General features: G+C 70.0%; 16 protein-coding genes. 12 read left to right on the top strand and 4 right to left on the bottom strand.

Annotation, left to right across the window (positions count from 1 at the left end):
* Positions 1-72: 72 nt before the first annotated feature.
* Positions 73-1,779 carry a phospholipid carrier-dependent glycosyltransferase gene (locus AB0I45_RS10625; RefSeq protein ID WP_360318229.1) on the bottom strand — a complete coding sequence of 569 codons (1,707 nt, stop codon included), beginning with the start codon at positions 1,777-1,779 and terminating at the stop codon, positions 73-75.
* A 128-nt stretch (positions 1,780-1,907) separates the two neighbouring features.
* On the opposite strand from AB0I45_RS10625, the gene AB0I45_RS10620 reads away from it, so the two are divergent.
* The 8 genes from AB0I45_RS10620 to AB0I45_RS10585 all read left to right on the top strand — a co-directional run bounded on the left by AB0I45_RS10620 (position 1,908) and on the right by AB0I45_RS10585 (position 10,482).
* Positions 1,908-2,522, top strand: a complete 615-nt coding sequence (locus tag AB0I45_RS10620) for a DUF4190 domain-containing protein (protein ID WP_360318226.1) — start codon at positions 1,908-1,910, stop codon at positions 2,520-2,522.
* Between the two features lie 216 nt (positions 2,523-2,738).
* Positions 2,739-3,179, top strand: a complete 441-nt coding sequence (locus AB0I45_RS10615) for a DUF4190 domain-containing protein (RefSeq protein ID WP_360318223.1) — start codon at positions 2,739-2,741, stop codon at positions 3,177-3,179.
* A gap of 17 nt (positions 3,180-3,196) precedes the next feature.
* Positions 3,197-4,072, top strand: coding sequence for a 16S rRNA (cytidine(1402)-2'-O)-methyltransferase (gene rsmI / locus AB0I45_RS10610; RefSeq protein ID WP_360318220.1), 876 nt, complete (start codon positions 3,197-3,199; stop codon positions 4,070-4,072).
* Positions 4,073-4,126: 54 nt separating this feature from the next.
* Positions 4,127-5,650, top strand: coding sequence for a methionine--tRNA ligase (metG, locus tag AB0I45_RS10605; RefSeq protein ID WP_360318217.1), 1,524 nt, complete (start codon positions 4,127-4,129; stop codon positions 5,648-5,650).
* Positions 5,650-6,570, top strand: coding sequence for a TatD family hydrolase (locus AB0I45_RS10600; RefSeq protein ID WP_360318214.1), 921 nt, complete (start codon positions 5,650-5,652; stop codon positions 6,568-6,570). Before metG ends, AB0I45_RS10600 begins: the two co-directional genes overlap by 1 nt.
* A 268-nt stretch (positions 6,571-6,838) precedes the next feature.
* Positions 6,839-8,110 (top strand): transglycosylase family protein, encoded by a 1,272-nt coding sequence (locus tag AB0I45_RS10595; RefSeq protein ID WP_360318211.1) that lies wholly within the window; start codon positions 6,839-6,841, stop codon positions 8,108-8,110.
* A gap of 214 nt (positions 8,111-8,324) precedes the next feature.
* The gene (locus tag AB0I45_RS10590; protein ID WP_360318208.1) at positions 8,325-9,548 is read left to right on the top strand and encodes a ubiquitin-like domain-containing protein; all 1,224 of its coding nucleotides are present in this window, start codon (positions 8,325-8,327) and stop codon (positions 9,546-9,548) included.
* A gap of 88 nt (positions 9,549-9,636) precedes the next feature.
* Entirely contained in the window at positions 9,637-10,482 is an 846-nt protein-coding gene (locus tag AB0I45_RS10585; protein WP_345031834.1) for a formate/nitrite transporter family protein, read from the top strand.
* Positions 10,483-10,558: 76 nt separating this feature from the next.
* On the opposite strand, the gene AB0I45_RS10580 is transcribed toward AB0I45_RS10585, so the two are convergent.
* The gene (locus AB0I45_RS10580; protein WP_360318204.1) at positions 10,559-12,157 is read right to left on the bottom strand and encodes an AMP-binding protein; all 1,599 of its coding nucleotides are present in this window, start codon (positions 12,155-12,157) and stop codon (positions 10,559-10,561) included.
* Positions 12,158-12,988: 831 nt separating this feature from the next.
* On the opposite strand from AB0I45_RS10580, the gene groES reads away from it, so the two are divergent.
* Both groES and groL read left to right on the top strand, forming a co-directional pair.
* Complete coding sequence (groES, locus tag AB0I45_RS10575; protein WP_247423169.1) at positions 12,989-13,282, top strand: co-chaperone GroES; 294 nt, start codon at positions 12,989-12,991, stop codon at positions 13,280-13,282.
* 61 nt (positions 13,283-13,343) lie between these two features.
* The gene (gene groL / locus AB0I45_RS10570; RefSeq protein WP_360318200.1) at positions 13,344-14,936 is read left to right on the top strand and encodes a chaperonin GroEL; all 1,593 of its coding nucleotides are present in this window, start codon (positions 13,344-13,346) and stop codon (positions 14,934-14,936) included.
* 593 nt (positions 14,937-15,529) lie between these two features.
* Here groL and AB0I45_RS10565 read toward each other — a convergent pair.
* Entirely contained in the window at positions 15,530-16,465 is a 936-nt protein-coding gene (locus tag AB0I45_RS10565) for a hypothetical protein (protein ID WP_295689810.1), read from the bottom strand.
* A gap of 524 nt (positions 16,466-16,989) precedes the next feature.
* On the opposite strand from AB0I45_RS10565, the gene AB0I45_RS10560 reads away from it, so the two are divergent.
* Positions 16,990-17,286, top strand: a complete 297-nt coding sequence (locus tag AB0I45_RS10560) for a DUF503 domain-containing protein (RefSeq protein ID WP_295689812.1) — start codon at positions 16,990-16,992, stop codon at positions 17,284-17,286.
* A 461-nt stretch (positions 17,287-17,747) separates the two neighbouring features.
* Here the strand turns inward: AB0I45_RS10560 and AB0I45_RS10555 are convergent, their stop codons facing one another.
* The gene (locus AB0I45_RS10555) at positions 17,748-19,181 is read right to left on the bottom strand and encodes a sodium/glutamate symporter (RefSeq protein WP_360318196.1); all 1,434 of its coding nucleotides are present in this window, start codon (positions 19,179-19,181) and stop codon (positions 17,748-17,750) included.
* Positions 19,182-19,478: 297 nt separating this feature from the next.
* On the opposite strand from AB0I45_RS10555, the gene AB0I45_RS10550 reads away from it, so the two are divergent.
* Positions 19,479-21,011, top strand: coding sequence for a hypothetical protein (locus tag AB0I45_RS10550; RefSeq protein WP_360318193.1), 1,533 nt, complete (start codon positions 19,479-19,481; stop codon positions 21,009-21,011).
* The last annotated feature ends 102 nt before the right edge of the window (positions 21,012-21,113 follow it).

Genomic DNA, 21,113 nt, shown 5'->3' with positions numbered 1-21,113 from the left:
TGGACTGCAGGTGACGTCGCCGGGTCCCACCGGGGCCGGAGGGAGACGGCCGCGGAGTCGGAGTGGGGAGGGTCACACCCAGGTGGGGTTCCACATGCGGGCGCGCCAGGCGTCGTGGGGGATGAGCTGGCCGGTGTAGATCGGGTAGAACCACGCGAAGGCGAGGATCGCCGCGGCGACGATCCCGGCGACCGCGAGCCGGCGACCGAGCAGGCGCCCGTCCGGCCGGGACCGGTCTCCGGAGGTCTCGCCCCACAGCAGACCCAGGCAGTAGGCGACGGCGAGCACGACGAACGGCGCCATGACGATGGTGTAGAAGGTGAAGATCGTGCGGTCCTGGTAGAAGAACCATGGTCCCCAGGTGGCGGCGAGTCCGGCGAGGATGCCGCCGGCGCGCCAGTCGCGGCGCAGCAGCCAGGCGCCGAGCAGGATGATGATCGCGACCGGTGCGAGGCCCCAGATCACCGGGTTGCCGAGCGAGGTGATCGCCTGGGAGCACTTCTCCACCGTGCAGCCGGCCTGCCCGTTCTCCACCGATTCGTAGAAGAACGAGGTGGGCCGCCACTGGACGATCCAGCCCCAGGGGTTCGACATGTAGGGGTGCTCGGAGTCGAGGCCCACATGGAAGGTGTAGGCGGTGTAGTGGTAGTGGCCGAGGCCGGCGAGCCAGTCGGGGAGGAACGACCACCAGCCCTCGTTGTCCGCGGCCCACTCCCGGTCCCAGCCGCCGGGGTTGAGGATCCAGCCGAGCCAGCACAGTACGTAGACGACGAACGCCACGGGCACGAGGGAGAGGAACGCCGGCACCGCGTCCTTGACGAGGACGGCGCGCCACGGACGCGCGATGCCGGCCTGCCGGCGGGCGGCGACATCCCACAGCACGGTGAGGATCCCGAACACGGCGAGCGCGTAGAGACCGGACCACTTGACGCCCATCGCCAGGCCCAGGCTGACACCGGCGGCCAGCCGCCAGGGGCGCCAACCGAGCCCGGGGCCGTGCTGGGCGGAGACGAGCCAGCGGCGGGCGGCGGCGAGCTGGCCGGCGAGGCCGCGCAGCTTCCGGGGGGAGAGGAGGTGGAGCGGATCCGTGGCGGCGGGGGTGCCGCCGTGCCGGGCGTCTGCGCGGTCCGCAGATCCCGTCGAGGACTGTCGGCGGTGCGCGGCGAGGACCGCGGGGTGGTCCTTCATCCGTTCGGCGAGGCGGCGTCGGGCCCACGCCCGGTCGCGGACCAGGCATCCGAAGCCCAGGAGGATGAAGAACATGAGGAAGATGTCGAGCAGGCCGGTGCGCGAGTGCACGAAGTGCTCGCCGTCGACGGCGAGGAGCAGGCCGGCGATCGACCCGATCCACACCGAGGAGAACAGGAGGATCGCGATCCGGGCGAGGAGGAAGATCGAGAGCGCGCCGACGAGCGCGGCGCCGAACCGCCAGCCGAACGAGGAGTCGGCGCCGAACAGCTCGATGCCCGCGCCCAGGATCCACTTGCCCAGCGGCGGATGGACGACGTAGGAGGGGGAGTCGAGGATGATCGAGGTGTCGCCGGACTCGAACGCGGGGTTGGGCTCGTCCGGCCAGTCCTTCTCGTAGCCGAACCGGGTGAGCGAGTAGGCGTCCTTGACGTAGTAGGTCTCGTCGAACACGAGGCGGTGCGGGAAGTCGAGGCGGATGAACCGCATCACCCCGCCGAGCACTGCGAGCAGCGCCGGGATCAGCCACGCGAGCGGCCCGCGCGGGGAGCGCAGGGGCAGCAGGCGGGACTCGAGGGTGGAGAAGCTCACACGGCACAGTGTAGACAGGCGCGCGGCATCCGCCGGAGGCGCGGCGGTGCGCGAGCCGCTGGTCCGCGGTCCGGACGGCACCTACGCTGGGATACAACATCCCCTTCACGAAAGAAGCTGACGCGACGATGTCGTTCAACCCGCAGGACCCGTACGCTTCGCAGGATCCCTCCGCCGGCGGCGTGAGGCAGCCGTACCCCGGTCCCCCGCAGGATCCCTCCGCGGGCGGCCCGCCGCAGCCGTACCCCGGTGCGCAGCAATCCCCGTTCGGCGCTGCGCCGCAGCCGTATCCCGGCGCCGCCCAGCCGGATCCCTACCCGGCCGCACCATCGTCGTACCCCGGGCAGCCGGGAAGCACGCCTGGACCGCAGTACGGATCGCCGCAGTACGGGGCACCGCAGTACGCATCGCCGCAGTACGCTGCGGCTACGGGAGGCATCGCCGGGCAGCAGCAGTCGAACCCGCTTGCGCTGACCTCGCTGATCCTCGGCGGCGTCGCCGCGTTCCTCATGCTCGTCGGTCTCCTGATCGGGATCCTCATCATCCCGGCCTTCCTCGCCGGGGCCGGAGCGGTCGTCACCGGCCACATCGCGCGGTCCCAGATCTCGCGGACCGGTCAGAGCGGCAGCGGCTTGGCGCTCGCCGGCATGATCACCGGTTACGTGGTCGTCGGCTTCTGCGTGCTGTTCACCGTGGTCGCGTTCATCATCGGGTTCGCCTACGGCTTCGCCGGAGCCCTCTGAGTCGCACTGCGAACGATCCGGAACGACTCGTCCTCGCCCCGGCTCCGGACAATCACCGGCGGACCGGTTCCGGCCGCACCTCGGCTCCGGGTCCATGCGGGCGCCTGCGTCAGGATCGGCGCGAGTATGGCCGATCCGTGACATCCGCCGATTGCCGCGGGACCGGTGAAGTCCTACCGTTGATCGCAGACGCCCGCAGAGAAGAAGGTCACCACCATGTCGAGCTACGGCTACCAGTCCGATCCCTACGCCACCTCCGGCGGCGGCCAGTACGACCCCTACGCCGCGCAGAGCGACCCGTACGCCGCGGACCCCTATGCCGCGCAGGCGGCCTACTCCGCACCCCAGCACTACCCGGTCGGCGGGGGATACGTGCAGCCGCCCCCGACGAACACCATGGCGCTGCTGTCCCTCATCATGTCGCTCGTCGGCATCGCGACCGGCGGCATGACCTCGATCCTCGGCATCATCTTCGGCCACATCGGCCGCAAGCAGATCAAGCGCACCGGCGAGGGCGGCGACCAGATGGCGCTGTGGGGCCTCATCGTCGGCTACGTCGTGCTCGGCCTGTGGATCCTGTTCTGGATCGTCTACATCCTGATCATCGTCGGAATGTTCGGACTCGCCATCTGGGGCTCCCAGGCCACCACCTACTGACCCGACACCGTGAACCCATGACCCCCACCCCCACCGCGCCCGAGGTGCCCGCTCCCTATCCCGGGGAGGGGCGCCTCGTCCTCGTCGGCACCCCGATCGGCAACCTCGGCGACGCCTCGGAGCGGATGCGCGCCGAGATCGCCGCCGCTGACCTCATCGCCGCCGAGGACACCCGTCGCTTCCTCGGGGTCGCCGACCGGCTCGGGATCACCCACACGGGGTCGGTCGTCAGCCTGTTCGACCACAACGAGCAGGCGAAGGCCGGCGAGCTCGCCGATGCCGTGGCCCGAGGGCAGCGTGTCGTTCTCCTCACCGACGCCGGCATGCCCGCCGTGTCCGACCCCGGCTACCGCGTGGTGCGCGAGGTCGCCGAGCGCGGGCTGCCCGTCACCTCGGCCCCGGGCCCGTCCGCGGTGCTCACCGCGCTCGCCCTGTCCGGTCTGCCCTCGGACCGGTTCGCGTTCGAGGGGTTCCTGCCGCGCAAGGCCGGGGAGCGCGCCCGGGTGCTCGCCGCGCTCGCCCGCGAGGAGCGCACGCTCGTGCTGTTCGAGAGCCCCCACCGGATCGCCGACGCCCTGGCCGACATCGTCGCGGCGTTCGGCCCCGAGCGGCGGATGACGATCTCGCGCGAGCTCACCAAGACCTACGAGGAGGTGCTGCGCGGCACCGCGGCCGAGCTCCGCGAGCGCGCCGCCGACGGCCTGCGCGGGGAGCTCACCCTCGTCATCGCCGGGCACTCCGGAGAAGCCGAGGCGCCGGCGGACCACCTGGAGGAGATGCAGCGGCTCGTCGACGCCGGGATGCGCGCGAAGACCGCTGCTGCCGAGGTCGCCGCCCGCCACGGGATGTCGACCCGCGCGATGTACGAGGAGCACCTCCGGGCCAAGGGCTGAGCGCCCGCGGACCGGGGCCCGAGGATCCCTGCGAGGTCAGTAGACTGGGTGCCCATGAGCTTCTACATCACCACCGCCATCGCGTACCCGAACGGCACCCCGCACATCGGGCATGCCTACGAGTACATCGCCGCGGACACCATCGCACGGTTCCAACGGCTCGCCGGCGAGGACGTCTTCTTCATGACGGGCACCGACGAGCACGGCCTCAAGATGCAGCAGACGGCGCAGAAGCTCGGCGTGAGCACCCAGGAGCTCGCGGACACGAACTCCGCGGCGTTCAAGGCGCTCGATGACATGCTCGGCATCTCCTACGACCGCTTCATCCGCACCACCGACGCGGACCACACCGCCGCCAGCCAGGAGCTGTGGCGGCGGATGGAGGCCGCCGGCGACATCTACCTCGACTCCTACTCCGGCTGGTACTCGGTGCGCGACGAGGCGTACTTCACCGAGGACGAGACCGAGCTCGTCGACGGCGTGCGGGTCGCGCAGTCCTCCGGCGCGGAGGTCACGTGGACGGAGGAGGAGTCCTACTTCTTCCGCCTGTCGAAGTACCAGGAGCCGCTCCTCGAGCTCTACCGCGAGCACCCCGAGTTCGTCGGCCCCGACGTGCGCCGCAACGAGGTGGCCTCCTTCGTCGCCTCCGGGCTCAAGGACCTGTCGATCTCGCGCACGACCTTCGACTGGGGCATCCCGGTGCCCGGCGATGAGAAGCACGTGATGTACGTGTGGGTCGACGCGCTCACCAACTACCTCACCGGTGCCGGCTTCCCCCACGACGCGGAGGCGTTCGAGCGCTGGTGGCCGGCCGACGTCCACATCATCGGCAAGGACATCGCGCGCTTCCACGCGATCTACTGGCCGGCGTTCCTCATGAGCGCCGGGATCGCACTGCCCCGCCGCGTGCACGTCCACGGCTTCCTCTTCAACAAGGGCGAGAAGATGTCGAAGTCCGTGGGCAACGTCGTCGACCCCTACGACCTCGTCGACGGCTACGGGCTCGACACCGTGCGCTTCTTCCTGCTCCGCGAGATCTCCTACGGCCAGGACGGCTCCTACTCCCACGATGGGATCGTCACCCGCAAGAACACCGACCTCGCCAACGAGTACGGCAACCTCGCGCAGCGCTCGCTGTCGATGGTCGCGAAGAACTGCGACGGCGCGGTGCCCACCCCGGGGCTGCTCACCGCCGAGGACGAGGCGCTGCTCGCCGCCGCCCGCGGCGCCTACATGCAGGCCCGGAAGCACATCGGCACGCAGAGCCTCCACCTCTACCTCGAGGCGTGCTGGAAGGTGCTTGCGGCGGCGAACAAGTACTTCAGCGCGCAGGAGCCGTGGAAGCTCAAGAAGACCGACGAGGCGCGCATGGCCACCGTGCTGTGGGTGACGATCGAGGTCGTGCGGATCATCACCCTGCTCGTGCAGCCGGTGATGCCGCAGTCCACCGCGCAGCTCCTCGACCTGCTCGCGGTGCCGGCCGACGCCCGCGACTTCGCCGCCCTCGACACCCCGCTCGTCGCCGGTACGCCTTTGCCCAAGCCCGTGCCGGTGTTCCCCAAGTTCCAGGAGGACTGATGGCATCCCGCGCCGCCGGAGCCTACCCTGAGGTGCCCGAACCGCTCCCGCACCCCGGCGTCGACACCCACACCCACCTCGACATCTGCACCGGGGCCCGCGGGCCGATCAAGTCCGGGGAGCCGGACCCGGAGGTCGAACCCGGCGAGGACGAGGAGTTCCCGCCGCTGTCGTTCTTCCACGACACCGCGATGCAGGCCGGGATCACCCGGATCATGCAGATCGGCTGCGACATGCGCTCGGCGCGCTGGACCGCCGAGCTCGTCGCCTCGGAGGCCGCCGCCGGTCGGGACTGGATGCTCGGCGGAGTGGCGATCCACCCCAACGAGGCCCCGCGCCTGGCCGCGGTGGGCCTCCTCGAGGAGTCGCTCACCGAGATCGAATCGCTGACCGCCGGCCCGCGGATGCGGGTGGTGGGGGAGACCGGCCTCGACTACTTCCGCACCGAGGGCGAGGGCGTGATCGCGCAGCAGGAGTCGTTCCGCGCCCACATCGAGATCGCCAAGCGGCGCGGCCTCGCCCTGCAGATCCACGACCGCAACGCCCACGCCGACGTGCTGCGGATCCTCGCCGAGGAGGGTGCGCCGGATGTCACGGTGTTCCACTGCTTCTCCGGGGATGCCGCCTTCGCCCGGGAGTGCGCCGAGCGCGGCTACTACATGTCCTTCGCCGGGAACATCACCTTCAAGAACGCCGCTGACCTGCGGCACGCAGCGGCAGTGGTGCCCGCGCACCTGCTGCTGAGCGAGACCGACGCCCCGTTCCTCACCCCGCATCCGCACCGCGGCCGGCCGGGCGGGCCGTACCTCACCGCAGTGACGTTGCGGAAGCTCGCCGAGGTGCGCGAGGCCCCGCTCGCCGAGCTCTGCGCGCAGATCACCGCCAACGCCGAGCAGGCCTTCGGCGCCTGGGAGCTGTGAGGCCGGGATCTGTGAGGCGGGGGCGCCGACTGGTGGCGCACCGACGGCAGTGACCGGGAAACGGTGAACAGGCAGCTGGGAGCGGACAGCTGGGAGCGGGCTGCGACACCCTTTCGTGACCTGCGCTGTGACCCGGTGCGAGGTCGGTAACGCGGCCCTGACCTCGGGCGTTGTCTTGCGCATGTAACAGGATTGCCATTTTGATAACGAACCGGTTACGCTTGGTGCAGTCTTTTTCCTGCCCTCAGACTCCCTCGGAGGAACACGCGTGCACTCGATTCTGCGCAATCGCAAGGTCCAGATCGCCGGCCAGGCCGTGGTCATCACGGCGCTCGTCGGCGGTGCCGGTGCGTTCGTCGCGCTGAACAAGTCGGTCAACCTCACGGTCGACGGGCAGTCCGAGCAGGTGCGCACCTTCGGGTCGACCGTGGGCGACGTGCTCGCCGCGCAGGGCCTCGAGGTCGATGAGCGCGACGCCGTGCAGCCGGGTGCCGACACCCGGATCGAGCGCGACATGAACATCGTGCTCAACACCGCCAAGGACCTCGACCTCACCGTCGACGGCATCGCCCTCGAGGAGTGGACCACCGCCAACACCGTCGGCCAGGCGCTGGCCGACCTGGGCGTCGAGGCCGAGGGCGCCGAGGTGTCCCTGCCGCTCGACGAGACCCTCACCGAGGACGGAGCCACCGTCGACGTCGTCACCCCCAAGGGTGTGACCGTGGTGGCCGACGGTGAGCAGAAGATCGTCGAGGCGACCGCCGCCACCGTGTCCGAAGTCCTCTCCGAGGCCGGCATCGAGGTGGCCGGCGAGGACATCGTGTCCGCGCCGCTCACCTCCCCGGTCACCGACGGGCAGGTGCTCGACGTGCTCCGCGTGAAGTCGGAGACCAAGTCCGTCGAGGAGAAGATCGAGAAGAAGACCACCGTCAAGGAGTCCGCATCGCTCGACCGCGGTGAGACCAAGGTCGAGGAGAAGGGCAAGGACGGCGTCCGCGAGGTCGTGTACGACATCCGCACCGTCGACGGCGCCGAGGTCAAGAAGGAGAAGGTCTCGGAGAAGGTCGTCGCCGAGCCCGTCGACGCGGTCGTCGTCAAGGGCACCCGCGCACCGGCCCCCGCCCCGGCCCCGGCCCCCGAGCGGGATTCGGGCTCGGACTCGAAGAAGGACTCCCAGGGCTCGACCGGCGGTTCGGAGAAGAAGAAGGACTCCTCGAAGAAGAAGGACTCCTCGAAGAAGACGGACTCCGACGAGGGCGGCAACTCCGGCAAGAAGGCCCCGGACGTCGATGACGGCAGCGTGTGGGACCGCCTCGCGCAGTGCGAGTCCGGCGGCAACTGGTCGATCAACACCGGCAACAGCTACTACGGCGGCCTGCAGTTCAGCTCGCAGACCTGGAAGGGATTCGGCGGTGGGAAGTACGCCCCCAACGCCCACCAGGCCACCCGCGAGCAGCAGATCGACATCGCCAAGAAGGTCCAGAAGCAGCAGGGCTGGGGCGCCTGGCCGGCCTGCACCCGCAAACTCGGGATCCGCTGAGCGGACCCGGAACACTTCCCCGCAGCCCGGAGCTGCTGAGCGCCACGGCACGACTGCACCACCGAGCACAACAGCACCACCGAGCACCACCGCACCACTGAGCACGACGACGGAACACGAACGCACCGCCCGCGGGCACCTCGGCAGGGGCCGCGCGGAGCACGGAAGCGCGACCCGGTGAGCGATCCTCACCGAGCGCATCTGGAGGAGACACATGGACATGCTGCGCAACCGCAAGGTTCAGATCGCCGGACAGGCAGTGATCATCACCGCCCTCGTCGGCGGCACCGGTGCGTTCGTCGCGCTGAACAAGTCGGTCAACCTCACCGTCGACGGGCAGTCCGAGCAGGTGCGCACCTTCGGCTCCTCGGTGGGCGACGTGCTCGCCGCGCAGGGCCTCGAGGTCGATGAGCGCGACGCCGTGCAGCCGGGTGCCGACACCCGGATCGAGCGCGACATGAACATCGTGCTCAACACCGCCAAGGACCTCGACCTCACCATCGACGGCGTGCCCGTCGAGGAGTGGACCACCGCCAACACCGTCGGCCAGGCACTGGCCGACCTGGGTGTCGAGGCCGAGGGCGCCGAGGTGTCCCTGCCGCTCGACGAGACCCTCACCGAGGACGGCGCCGCGTTCGAGGTCGTCACCCCCAAGGGTGTGACCGTGGTGGCCGACGGCGAGCAGAAGGTCGTCAACGCCACGACGACGACCGTCTCCGAAGTGCTCGCCGAGGCCGGCGTCGAGGTCTCCGGTGAGGACATCGTGTCCGCGCCGCTCACCTCCCCGGTCACCGATGGGCAGGTGCTCGACGTGCTCCGCGTGAAGTCGGAGACGAAGGCGGTCGAGGAGAAGATCGAGAAGAAGACCACCGTCAAGGAGTCCGCATCGCTCGACCGCGGTGAGACGAAGGTCGAGGAGAAGGGCAAGGACGGCGTCCGCGAGGTCGTCTACGACATCCGCACCGTCGACGGCGCCGAGGTCAAGAAGGAGAAGGTCTCGGAGAAGGTCGTCGCCGAGCCCGTCGACGCGGTCGTCGTCAAGGGCACCCGCGCGCCCGAGCCCACACCGGCCGAGGACTCCTCCACCGGCGGCGGCTCCGATTCCGGGTCGTCCGAAGACTCCGGCTCCAGCGGCTCCGGCTCCAGCGGCTCCGGCTCCGGGGATTCCGGCGGCACGATGAGCAAGCAGGAGATCATCGACATGCTCGGCGGCCCCGGCACCCGCTGGTACAAGATCGTCAAGTGCGAGTCGGAGTTCAACCCGCGCGCCGTCAACCAGCAGAACCGGGCGCACTTCGGGCTCTTCCAGTTCAAGCTCGCCACCTGGCAGTCGGTGGGCGGCAAGGGCAACCCGGTCGACGCCAGCCCGCAGGAGCAGTTCAAGCGCGCCAAGATCCTCCAGGAGAAGGCCGGCTGGGGACAGTGGGCCTGCGCCTGAGCGACTGACCCCGCGATCCGCGGCATGTGCTGCGGACTCCCGACTCCCTCGGCCCGGCACGCATGTGCCGGGCCGATAGTCTGTGCCCATGGTGGATCAGCAGGCACAGCGCGAACGGATGGGCGACACCGACCTCGACATCGAGGAGGAGCTGCTCGGCGAAGCGGCATTCACGGTGACCGAGGGCACCGAGCGTCTCAACCGGACGTGGATCGAGCTCGTCGTCACCGGGCTGTTCGGCGGCATCGACATCGGCCTCGGCATTCTCGCGATGATCCTCGTCAAGCAGGCCACCGATTCCGACATCCTCGCCGGGATGGCGTTCGGCGTCGGTCTGCTCGCGCTGAAGATGGCCCACTCGGAGCTCTTCACCGAGGAGTTCCTGCTGCCGATCAACGCGATCGTCGCCGGGCAGGGGACGTGGACCCAGCTGTTCCGGCTGTGGTCGGTCACCCTCGTGTGCAATCTGGCCGGCGGTTTCGTCTTCGCCTGGCTCACCGTGCTCGCGCTGCCGGACTACCACGACACCCTCATCGACACCGCCTACGGCTACCTCTACCCCGAATCCGTGGGGACGATGATCGGGCTCTCCCTGCTCGCCGGCGCGACGATCACGCTCTCGACGCGCATGCAGCAGGGGACCTCGAACGACGTCGTCGTCGCGCTCATCTGCATGATCTCCGGGCTGCTCGTGATCGGCCTCGGCATGCTCCACGGCGCGCTCAACGCGATCGTGATCTTCGGCGCGATGCTCGCCGGCGCATCCGTCACCGTGGGGGACTTCCTGTCGTGGTTCGTCGTCGTCATCCCTCTCAACATGCTCGGCGGGCTGCTGATCATCACCCTGCCGCGCCTGCTGCGCACCCGCCGCATCCTCTCCGCGGTGCGCCGCGGTGACCTCTCGCTCGAGGACCTCGAGAAGGAAGCGAGCTGAGGGGCCGGGCGGGGCTGCCCAGGGGCGGATCGAGCGGCCCGGAGATCCGGTAGGCCCGACCCGCCCAGCCGTCCGGTCAGCCGATCGAGCGGTCGCGGCCCTCCCAGTGCGGGGCGCGCAGCGCCTTCTTGTCGATCTTGCCGAACGGCGTCTGCGGCAGCTCGGCGACGAACTCGACGGTCTTGGGGCGGGCGTAGTTCGCGAGCTTGTCCCGGCTGAACTCGATGAGGGCGGCATCGGTGAGGGGCGCCTCGGGCACGGTGCGGGCGACGATGATGGCGTGGACGGCCTCGCCCCAGTCCGGGTGAGGGACCCCGATCACCGCGGCCTGCGCCACCTGCGGGTGGCCGGCGAGCACGTCCTCGACCTCGCGGGAGTAGACGTTGAAGCCGCCGGAGATGATCATGTCATTGCGGCGGTCCTTGAGGTAGACGTAGCCGTCGGCGTCCATCACGCCCATGTCGCCGGTGCGGACCCACCCGTCCCAGAACTTCTCCGCCGTGGCCTCCGGGTTGCCGACGTACTCGGTGAGCGCGAACGGCGTCTTCACCGTGATCTCGCCGAGCTCGCCGAGCGGCAGCTCCGCACCGGTGTCGTCGGTGACCTTGACGAAGGTGAAGAGCGTCGGGTTGCCGCACGAGGCGAGGAGGTGCGGGCGCGCGGGGTCGTGGTCGAGCTTGGACAGGCGGGTGCAGAACTGCGGCGCCTCGGTCTGGCCGAACAGCTGGATGAACACCTGACCGAAGATCCGCAGGCCGTGCTCCAGGCGGGTGGGCGACATCGGGGCGGCGCCGTAGACGATCGTGCGCAGGCGCAGATCGGGGAGCTCGTCGAGGGCGTCGATGATGTCGAGCACCCGATAGATCATCGTCGGGACCATGAAGGTCCAGGTGATGCCCTCCTCGATGAGGAGATCGACGACGCGCTGGGCGTCGAAGGCCGCGAGGATGCGCACGGTGGCGCCGCGGCCGATCCCGGCGAGCGCGAGGGCGCCGGCGGCGTGGGCGAGCGGGGACATGACGAGCATCTGCTCGCCGACGGCGATGTCCGCCTCGATCATCTGGATGTAGAACGCGGCGGCCGCCGAGCGGCGGGTGTGGGCGACCGCCTTGGGCCGACCGGTGGTGCCGCCGGTGAAGTTGAGCTGGGATCGGACGTCCGGGTCGGCCGGGATCTCGCCGGCCCGCGGGGTGTAGTCGGCTCCCGGGACCTCGGGGAAGGGGATCGCGCCGGGGATCGTGCGGCCGGCCGGATCGGAGAGCTGGACGATCCGCGGGCGGCCGGGGGTGGTGGTGCCGGCGGGGGCCTCGGGGTTGCTGGCGAGGCGCTCGGCGAGCGCGCTGCCGAGCTCGTAGTCGGTGATGACGACGGAGGCGCCGGCGAACTCGAGCTGGTAGAGCACGGTGTCGAGCGCGGACATGTAGTTCGCCGGGGTCTTCACCGCGCCGAGCCGGGCGACGGCGGAGTCGAAGACGATCCATTCGGCGCGGTTGCCCGCGTACATCGCGACGACGTCACCGGGGCCGACGCCGAGCTCGCGGAGCAGATCGATCGTGGCGTCCGACCAGGCCCAGATGTCGCGATAGGTGAACTCGCGGTCGTCCTCGCGGACGGCGGGGCGGGTGGCGTGGATCCGGAACGAGTGCTCGTAGATCTCGGCGGGCGTGGTGAACATGGGGCCTCCAAACGACTGTGTTCAGCGGTGACGGGTGGTGCGTGCGGCGGTGCGGGTGCTCGTGGACGGGGGCTCCGCCCGGCGGGCGAGCGCGAGCTGAGGCGACGTGCCCGGTGACCGGGCCGGCACCTCGGCGACAGAATCAGTGAATGATCGCTAGGGTGATTTTAGACCAGGTGTCAAGAACGCGCACTATGGTGTCCACGCGCAGGAGAGCGGTTCGCGCCACCGGGTCCTCGGCTCCATCACGCTTCTCGCTGCCTCGCGGTTCTGCCTGCATCGCGGTTCTGCCTGCATCGCGCTTCTGGACGCATGACGACCTCCGAAGGGCCCATTCGCGGGCGGTGGGTGATAGAACTCCTGCCGGAACTGCAAACTCCCGCGAAAACAGGTCTGTTCGAGTGGGCGGCAGCAGGAATCGCGGGAGTCTCCAGCCCCAGACTCGTTCCGGTCGCGCTTTCAGGTCAGGCGTGCGACGGAGTCTGCAGTGCCGGCTGCAGCCTTGACGGGCAGGGCAAAGGCCCCCATCGTCTCAGGCCCCGCCGGCCCGACCGCAGGTCCTCGCGACCCTGTTCCCTGTGGGCCGACTCAAAATCCGACACTCGATCTGGCACTCGAGTTGACCGAGTGCCAACCCCGTCCTAGAGTCGAATTAGCACAGCACACCAGTGAGTGCTAACAGGACTCAGAAACGGCTCCGGCCACTCGGCACCCGCGACGACGAGAGGTCGACCGGACGTCCACCGGTCACGCGCGCACCGTGCGCGTGCCCGTCGGACGCCCCCGGATCTGAGAATTCGGAACGACTACACACGAAGGAGAGTGCCGAACATGTCGGTCTCCATCAAGCCGCTCGAAGATCGGCTCGTCATCCGTCAGGTCGAGGCCGAGCAGACCACTGCTTCCGGTCTCGTCATCCCCGACACCGCCAAGGAGAAGCCCCAGGAGGGCGAGGTCGTCGCTGTGGGCCCCGGCCGCGTCGCCGACAATGGCAACCGCGTCCCGCTCGACGTCAACGTCGGCGACAAGGTCATCTACTCCAAGTACGGCGGCACCGAGGTCAAGTACCAGGGCGAGGAGTACCTCGTCCTCTCGGCGCGCGACGTGCTCGCCGTCATCGGCTGAACCGCTTCCGACCGGATTCCATCCGCTCACCGGATTCCACCAATCTCTAAGGAAGTGACGTATGCCCAAGACTCTGCAGTTCGATGATGACGCCCGCAAGGCGCTCGAGCGCGGCGTGGACGTCCTCGCCAACACCGTCAAGGTGACGCTCGGCCCGCGCGGCCGCAACGTCGTGCTCGACAAGCAGTGGGGTGCGCCCACCATCACCAACGATGGTGTGACCATCGCCCGCGAGGTCGAGCTCGACGACCCGTACGAGAACCTCGGCGCCCAGCTCGCCAAGGAAGTCGCCACCAAGACCAACGACGTCGCCGGCGACGGCACCACCACCGCGACCGTGCTCGCCCAGGCCCTCGTCCACGAGGGACTGCGCAACGTGGCCGCCGGTGCCGCCCCCGGCCAGCTCAAGATCGGCATCGAGAAGGCCGTCGACGCCGTCGAGGAGCAGCTGAAGAAGATCGCCCGCGAGGTGGCCGACTCCCAGGAGATCGCCCACGTCGCAGCCCTGTCCGCCCAGTCGCAGGAGATCGGCGAGCTCATCGCCGAGGCCTTCGACAAGGTCGGCAAGGACGGCGTCATCACGATCGACGAGAGCCAGGCCTCCTCGGTCGAGCTCGAGTTCACCGAAGGCATGCAGTTCGACAAAGGCTTCCTGTCTCCGTACTTCGTGACCGACGCCGACCGCCAGGAAGCCGTCCTCAGCGATCCCTACATCCTCATCAACCAGGGCAAGATCTCGAACATCCAGGACCTGCTCCCGGTGCTCGAGAAGGTGCAGCAGGCCGGCAAGCCGCTGTTCATCGTGGCCGAGGACATCGAGGGCGAGGCCCTGTCCACCCTCGTGGTCAACAAGATCCGCGGCATCCTCAACGTCGCCGCGGTCAAGGCCCCGGGCTTCGGCGATCGCCGCAAGGCGATCCTCGAGGACCTCGCCGTCCTCACCGGCGGCCAGGTCATCACCGCGGACATGGGCATGAAGCTCGACCAGGTGACCCTGGAGCAGCTCGGCAGCGCCCGCACCGTGACGATCACCAAGGACAACACCACCGTCATCGACGGTGCGGGGTCCGATGACGACGTCGCCGGCCGGGTCGCCCAGATCCGCGCCGAGGTGGCCAACACCGATTCCGACTGGGATCGGGAGAAGCTGCAGGAGCGCCTGGCGAAGCTCGCCGGCGGAGTCGCCGTCATCAAGGTCGGCGCCGCCACCGAGGTGGAGCTCAAGGAGCGCAAGCACCGCGTCGAGGACGCCGTGTCCGCGACCCGTGCCGCCATCGAGGAGGGCGTCGTGGCAGGCGGCGGTTCCGCTCTCGTCCACGCCGTCAAGGCGATCGAGGGCACCGACCTCGGACTGAGCGATGACGCCGCCACCGGTGTCGCCATCCTCCGCAAGGCCGTCGTCGAGCCGCTCCGCTGGATCGCCGAGAACGCCGGCCAGGACGGCTACGTCGTGGCCTCCAAGGTCGCCGAGCTCGAGTCCGGCCAGGGCTACAACGCCGCGACCGGCGAGTACGGCGACCTCATCGGCGCCGGCATCATCGACCCGGTCAAGGTGACCCGTTCGGCGCTGCGCAATGCGGCCTCGATCGCGGCCCTCGTACTCACCACCGAGACCCTCGTGGTCGAGAAGAAGGAAGAGGAGGACGACGACTGATCGTCGCCCCCGACACCCTTCGGTGAATCACCTGCCGAGGTGATGCCCCTGCGGGCCCGGAACTGCGGTTCCGGGCCCGCAGTGCATTTACCGGCGGGCGGCCGGCGGGCGGCGGGCAAAGGCGGCGGTCGGCGGCGGCCGGCTGGCGGGCAAGGGCGGACCGTGTGCATGGGCGGGCCGTGTGCATGGGCGGCAGGAGGGCGCCGTTTCCCGGTCGCTCCGGCGCTCTCGACTGCGTTCCGCAGCCACTTCGGCGCGGTTTGCGGAGCTTCCGCGGCCACTCCACTACGGTTGGTTCGTTCCGTGGTCTCTCCAGTGCGGTTGGTTCGTTCCGTGGTCACTCCAGTGCGGTCGTGGAGCTTCCCTGGTCATCGTGGTGCGCTTACCGGCGGGTAATCGCACTGCAGTGCCTCACGAACCGGTTGTCCCCACGCACCGTCCGTCCCCACGAACCGGCTGCCTAAGTGCCCCACGCGCCAGGTGTCCCCCGAACCGACTGCCCCCGAACCGGTTGTCTCCATGACCCGGCTGCTTCCACACACCGGCGTGAGTGAACCGAGGCCTCGTGCGGCCCTATCCTCGGGATTCCGGCGTCAGGCGGCCCGGCTCACCGTGCCGCGCCGCCGCTCGAGCGCCGAGCGGATCAGCCGGATGATCGTCTCCGGGCGCGTGGACTGCGTGACCCGGATGTATTCCCAGCCGGCCTCCCGGAACACGCGCTCCCGCACGATATCGATGTCCCATTGGCGAGGGTCGGTCCGGTGATGCTCGCCTTCGTACTCGATGGCGATGCGCAGCTCCGGGTACGACAGGTCGGGGTGCAGGGTCTCGTCGTCGAACCGCACGGGGTGCGCCACCACCGGTTCCGGAAGCCCGGCTGCCACGATGAGTAGGCGGAGGTCGGTCTCCCGCGGAGAATCCACACCTGCCCGTGCAGAGGCGAGGGCGGTGCGGAGAGCTTCGCTGCCACGGAACCGAGGGGAGTCCTCGATCATCTTTCTGATGTCGTCCGGGTGAGCTGCCGGCGGGCCGTGCCATCTGCCGCAGATCGTATCGAGCACCGTGATGAGCTGACGAGGAGTGGACGAGGCGCTGATCCCGCGCAGCACCTCGGACTGCCGGGCCATCATCACTCCGCGGTGCACCGCTGCCGCCACGTCGCGAGGTCCGTGCCCCCGCACCCCCGCCCGGCGCATCTGTGACCTCGGCGTCGTCACGTCGATCGGGCCGTGGACGGCATACGGGATGGGCCACCCGAGCAGGAACGCGGCGGTCGCGTGGGAGACCACGGCGTCCGGTCTCTGCAGCTGCAGCGCGCGAACGCGGGTGTGGACGTCGAGCCAGTGGTCGTCGACCCAGCTCGGCACGCGCAGAGGCTCGGTTGCGGACGGGTGGATGTAGACGCCCGGGAACGGCTGGGCTGTGCCGCCGCGTCCGGACAATGCGTACTCGGACAGGCCGAGGCGCTTCGCATCCTGCCGTCGTGCCAGTACCGGGATCCGAATGAGGATCTCCTTGTCGTGTCTCATCTGTCCAGGGTGCGGCTCCGAGCCCTGCGTGTCCGGTGCGGCCTGCTGCCTGTGGAAGGAGCGGTCCCGTTCCACAGCCCGACAGTGCACCGGAACGGTCGCCTGTGACCAGCGGTCGGATGTAGCCAGCCGGCTCCGGCGGTGCCGCGCCCGGGCGCAGGATGGTTCCAGGCGCAGTGGGCGTTGGGCTGTCCGTGGCCGAGGTGCGGCTCGGCTCCGGACGGCGACGTTCGTGGACCTCGGGGGCGCCCGGGATTTCGTGCTTCGAGGCCTCGGGGTTTCGGAGGCGCCAAGGTGCCGGGGTTCTGGGGGCGCCAGGATGCTGGAGTTCGGGGAGTGCCGGGGTTCCGGGGGCGCCAGGATGCTGGGACCGAGGGGCACCCGGGTGCTGGGTGCTGACTGGGTGCCGGAGATTCGGTGCGTCAGGGCGCCAGGATGATGGAGTTTCGGCTCGCGATGACCGACTGCGCCTGGGGTTCCGGTGAGTTCTGCTGAACCACGGCGGCATCTGCGATCCTGGGGGTATGTGGATGGGATGGATCGAGATGGACCTCCGCCTGGGCGATGTGCATTCCCTCAAGGACAAGCGCTCGGTCGTCCGGCCGATCATCGCCGAGGTGCGCAAGCGCTTCCAGGTCAGCGTCGCCGAGGTCGACCACCTCGACCTGCACCGGCGGGCGGCGATCGGGGCGGCGGTGGTGAGCGCAGACCATCAGCACACCGTCGAGATTCTCGATGCCGTCGAGCGTCTGGTCGCAGCCCGGCCCGAGATCGAGCTGCTGTCGGCCCGACGCGGACTGCGCACGAGCGACGACGAGTAACAGCAGGAGCCGAGCGCCGGAACCTCAGCGCCAGGCGCCCAGTGCCGAGCGCCCGAACAGTCTCTGCATCCTCGCTCAAGCCGTCCGGTACCCGGCACCAACGGTTTCGAAGAGCAGTTCAGTGCGGATACCCGCGAGTATTCGCACTGGATTGACCGCGGAACCGGGGAACCGCACTCTGGTGGCTGCGGAACCGGGGAACCGCACTGGATTGGCCGGGGAACTTCGAGCCACTGAGTTGGCGTACCGACCCGGCCGGAGACGCAGCGCAGGATGCGGGATGGGATTCCAGGTGCAGTTCAGTGCGGATACCCGTGAGTATCCGCACTGGATTGGCTGGGGAACCGGCGAACCGCACTGGATTGACCACGGAGCTCGGGGGCCGCACCGCGGCGGCTGGGGAGCCTCTGAAGCTTGGCACCTCTAGCAGCCCGGTCAGCGGACCTTCGCCCCTCCGACCTCTACTTCGCCTTGGTCTCGAAGTCTCCGAACCGAGGATTCTTTCCGAAGTAGAGCAGGCCTGCGAGGATCGCGACGACGAGCAGGACGCTCATGCCGATGAGGAACGGGATCGGCCCGAACTGCACGATAACCGGGATCGCCGCGGCGGTGATGATGCCGCCGCCGAAGAACGGCTCGAACACGAGCTGCTTGTAGCCGAACGATTCGTAGGCCGGGCTCTTCCGGTTGGGGTCCGCCATCCGCATGAGGAGCAGGCCGGTGGCGGTGACGCCCATGGACTGGCCGAAGTCGCCGATTCCGCGCTCGAACCAGTAGCGGGAGATGAAGCGCGGGGCGAGCACGAAGAGGACGAACACGTTCCACGCGATGCCGGCGACGGCGAGGATCGCGAACGGGCCGAAATTGTTCGCGATCGTGTCGAGGGACAGGGTGGCGAGCGCGGCGATGATGAGGAGGTCGAGCGAGGCACCCTGGATGCGCTCCATCGTGCCGCGGTCGAGCAGATCGCCCCGGCCGGTCCTGTCGACCACGAGCTGGATGATCACGCCGCCGAGCATGGCGAGCGGGAACAGCGGCACGTAGCTGAAGATCTCGACGACGTCGGCCCAGAGCGCACCCTCGATCGCCTGCAGGGCCATGAGGAGCAGCTGGCCGATGACGATCGCGAGCCCCACGATGCCGAGGTGGAGGGTGAGGGATTCGAGCGAGGAGGCGCGCACGGTGAGCCTGCCGCCGGAGGGCCGGTCGTCGCCGACGTAGAGTCCGCGCAGCTCGTCCTCGGGCAGCTCCGCCTTCGAGTCGAGGAACTCGGAGTGCCCGGTGCGCGCGGCCCAGTTCACCGCGACGACACCGATGAGGATCCCGCTGACGATGCCGACGGTGGCCATCGCGAGAGCGAGGTCGCCGCCCTCCACGAATCCGAGCTCGGTCAGCACCGGGGCCATGCCGGCGGCGGTGCCGTGGCCGCCCTCGAACCCGATCTCGATGAGCGCGCCGACCATCGGGCTGATCCCGAACAGCGGGGCGAGGAGCACGACCGCCAGCAGGACGCCGATGACGTACTGACCGGCGCCGAACGTCACGCCGAGCGACAGCTGCGGGCCGAGCAGGGTGACCGCACGCTTGGGGGAGGGGATCGCCTCGCCGAGGAACAGGGTCGCGAACACCACGGAGATGAGGAGCCCGGGGAGCTCCGACCACACGCTGAGCACATCGGCGCCGAACACGCCGCCTTCGGCGAGCGCATCGAGCCCGACGAGTCCCGCGAGCCGCCCGAGCACCTCGGGCCCGAGGATGAGGGCGACGAACCCGGCGATGATCGACACCGGGAGGAAGAGCTTCTGGGTGATGCGGGTCCGCACCCGGATCACCGTGCCGACGAGCGCGACGATGCCGAGGAGGATGAGGGCCAGTCCGACGATCGACGGTGACATCACAGGAACCTTTCAGCTGACGGTCCGGGTGCACACAGACTACAGGGCGGGTTGCGGACTGCATCAGGCGGCGGCCCGGTCCGGTTCGACCCGCTGATCCCTCCGGCCGGTTCGATCCGCTGGTCCCTCCGCCCGCCGCCCCTGTCCTCGCCGCCCCCGGCGCCCCTCGGGCACCAGCCTGGTTCGGTGCTGTGATCGTGATTACACTGGTCCCACCTGCACCCACCGGGACATCGCCGTCCGCCGGGTGCACGCCTCGACCGAGGCGCGGATCCAGACCCCTGTGAGGTGCCGACGATGGCGAACCAGTCGAACGTGCTCAGAGCCCACGAGCAGCTCGACACCGGAGAGCTGACCGCGGTCAGCGGCCTGCGTGAGATCGTGCGCTCCTCCTGGCAGCGCTCGCTCGAGCACCGGCGCGACCCCGACCGCAGCAGCCCTGCCCATGCCCTCGACGCCCGGGCGCTCGCCGAGGCGCGCAGCGCCCACCCGCTGCGCCTCGTGCTGCCGGTGTTTGAGCAGCTCCTCTCCGCCCCCGCCGCCGGCACCGGCCTGCTCGTCGCGATCGCCGACGAGCACGGCCGCATGCTCTGGGTGCTCGGCGACGACGACGCGCTGCGTCGCGCCTCGGGCATGGGGTTCGAGGCGGGGATGGACTGGTCGGAGGAGTCGATCGGCACGAGCGCCCCCGGCACTGCGCTCGTCACGGGGGAGTCGGTCCAGATCACCGGGCCGGAGCACTTCGCGCGGTCCGTCCACCCGTGGAGCTGCACCGCGGTGCCGATCCGCGATCCGCGCACCCGCCGGCTGCTCGGCGTCGTCGACCTCACCGGTGACGAGAAGGCCGTCGCCCGCCACAGCCAGCCGCTCGTCGAGGCCGCCGTCGCCGCCGCCCAGGCGGAGATGCGGGTGCTGCTCCACGACAGCGCGCCGGCACCTGAGCCCGGATGGCCGCCGAGGTCGGTGCGGGACCCAAGCTCGGTGCCGGTCGCGAGGCCGGGGCCGGATGCGAGGCCGGTGCGGGTCGGTCCGTCCACCTCGCCGCGCCATGCAGGATCCCTGCATGCGGTCGCCCCGGAGAACTCGCCCGCCCCGGAAGCCCCGCTCGCCCCGATGCCCTCGCTCACCCCGGATCCCCTCGCCGCACCCCGTGACCAGGCCCCATCCGGCGACCCGGCCCCATCCGGCCACCAGACCGCACCCCACCGCCGAGGCGCGCAGGACTCTCCCCGGACCGTCGCGGTGCTGCGGGCGACCGGGCTGCAGGTGCCGCTCCTCGACGTCGAGGGCGGGCCGGTGCAGCTGCGCCTGCGCCATGCGGAGATCCTCTCCATCCTCGCGCTCCACCCGGGCGGGGTGTCGAGCGCCGAGCTCGCCGCGCTGCTCGCCACCGACGGGGAGCCGCTGGCGGCAGTGACCCTGCGCGCGGAGATGACGCGCCTGCGCAAGGTGCTCGAGCGCTGGTGCCCCGAGCTGCCGCTGCTGTCCCGGCCCTACCGGCTGCCGGCCGGGATGAGCGCGGACTTCCTCCGCGTCACCCGCGCGATCGCCGCAGGCGAGCTCGGCGCCGCGCTCGCCGACTACCGCGGCGAGCTGCTCCCGGGATCCGATTCCGCCGCGATCGACGCCGAGCGGCGCCGGCTCAGCACCGCGCTCCGCAGCGCCGTGCTGGAATCCGGCAGCGCCGAGGAGCTGTGGGAGTACCTCCAGCTCCCGGAGGCGGCCGCGGACGAGGAGGCCTGGCGGCTGGGCCTGCGGATCCTGCCCGCCCGCTCGCCCAAGCGCAGCCTCGTCGTGTCCCACCTCGAGGAGCTCCTCGCCGGCGCCTGACCCGGCCTGACCTCGCCGGGGCGTGACCCGGCCGGCGCGCACCTCGGCCCCGGCCCCCGCCTCGGCGCCCGTGCCCCTTCTGCGGGCGTGCGCACCGCTCCC

Source organism: Brevibacterium sp. NPDC049920 (genome assembly GCF_040656435.1).
Taxonomy (GTDB): domain Bacteria; phylum Actinomycetota; class Actinomycetes; order Actinomycetales; family Brevibacteriaceae; genus Brevibacterium; species Brevibacterium pityocampae.
Note: the sequence above shows the minus strand (reverse complement) of the source record. Positions and strands in the feature narration are given on the sequence as shown.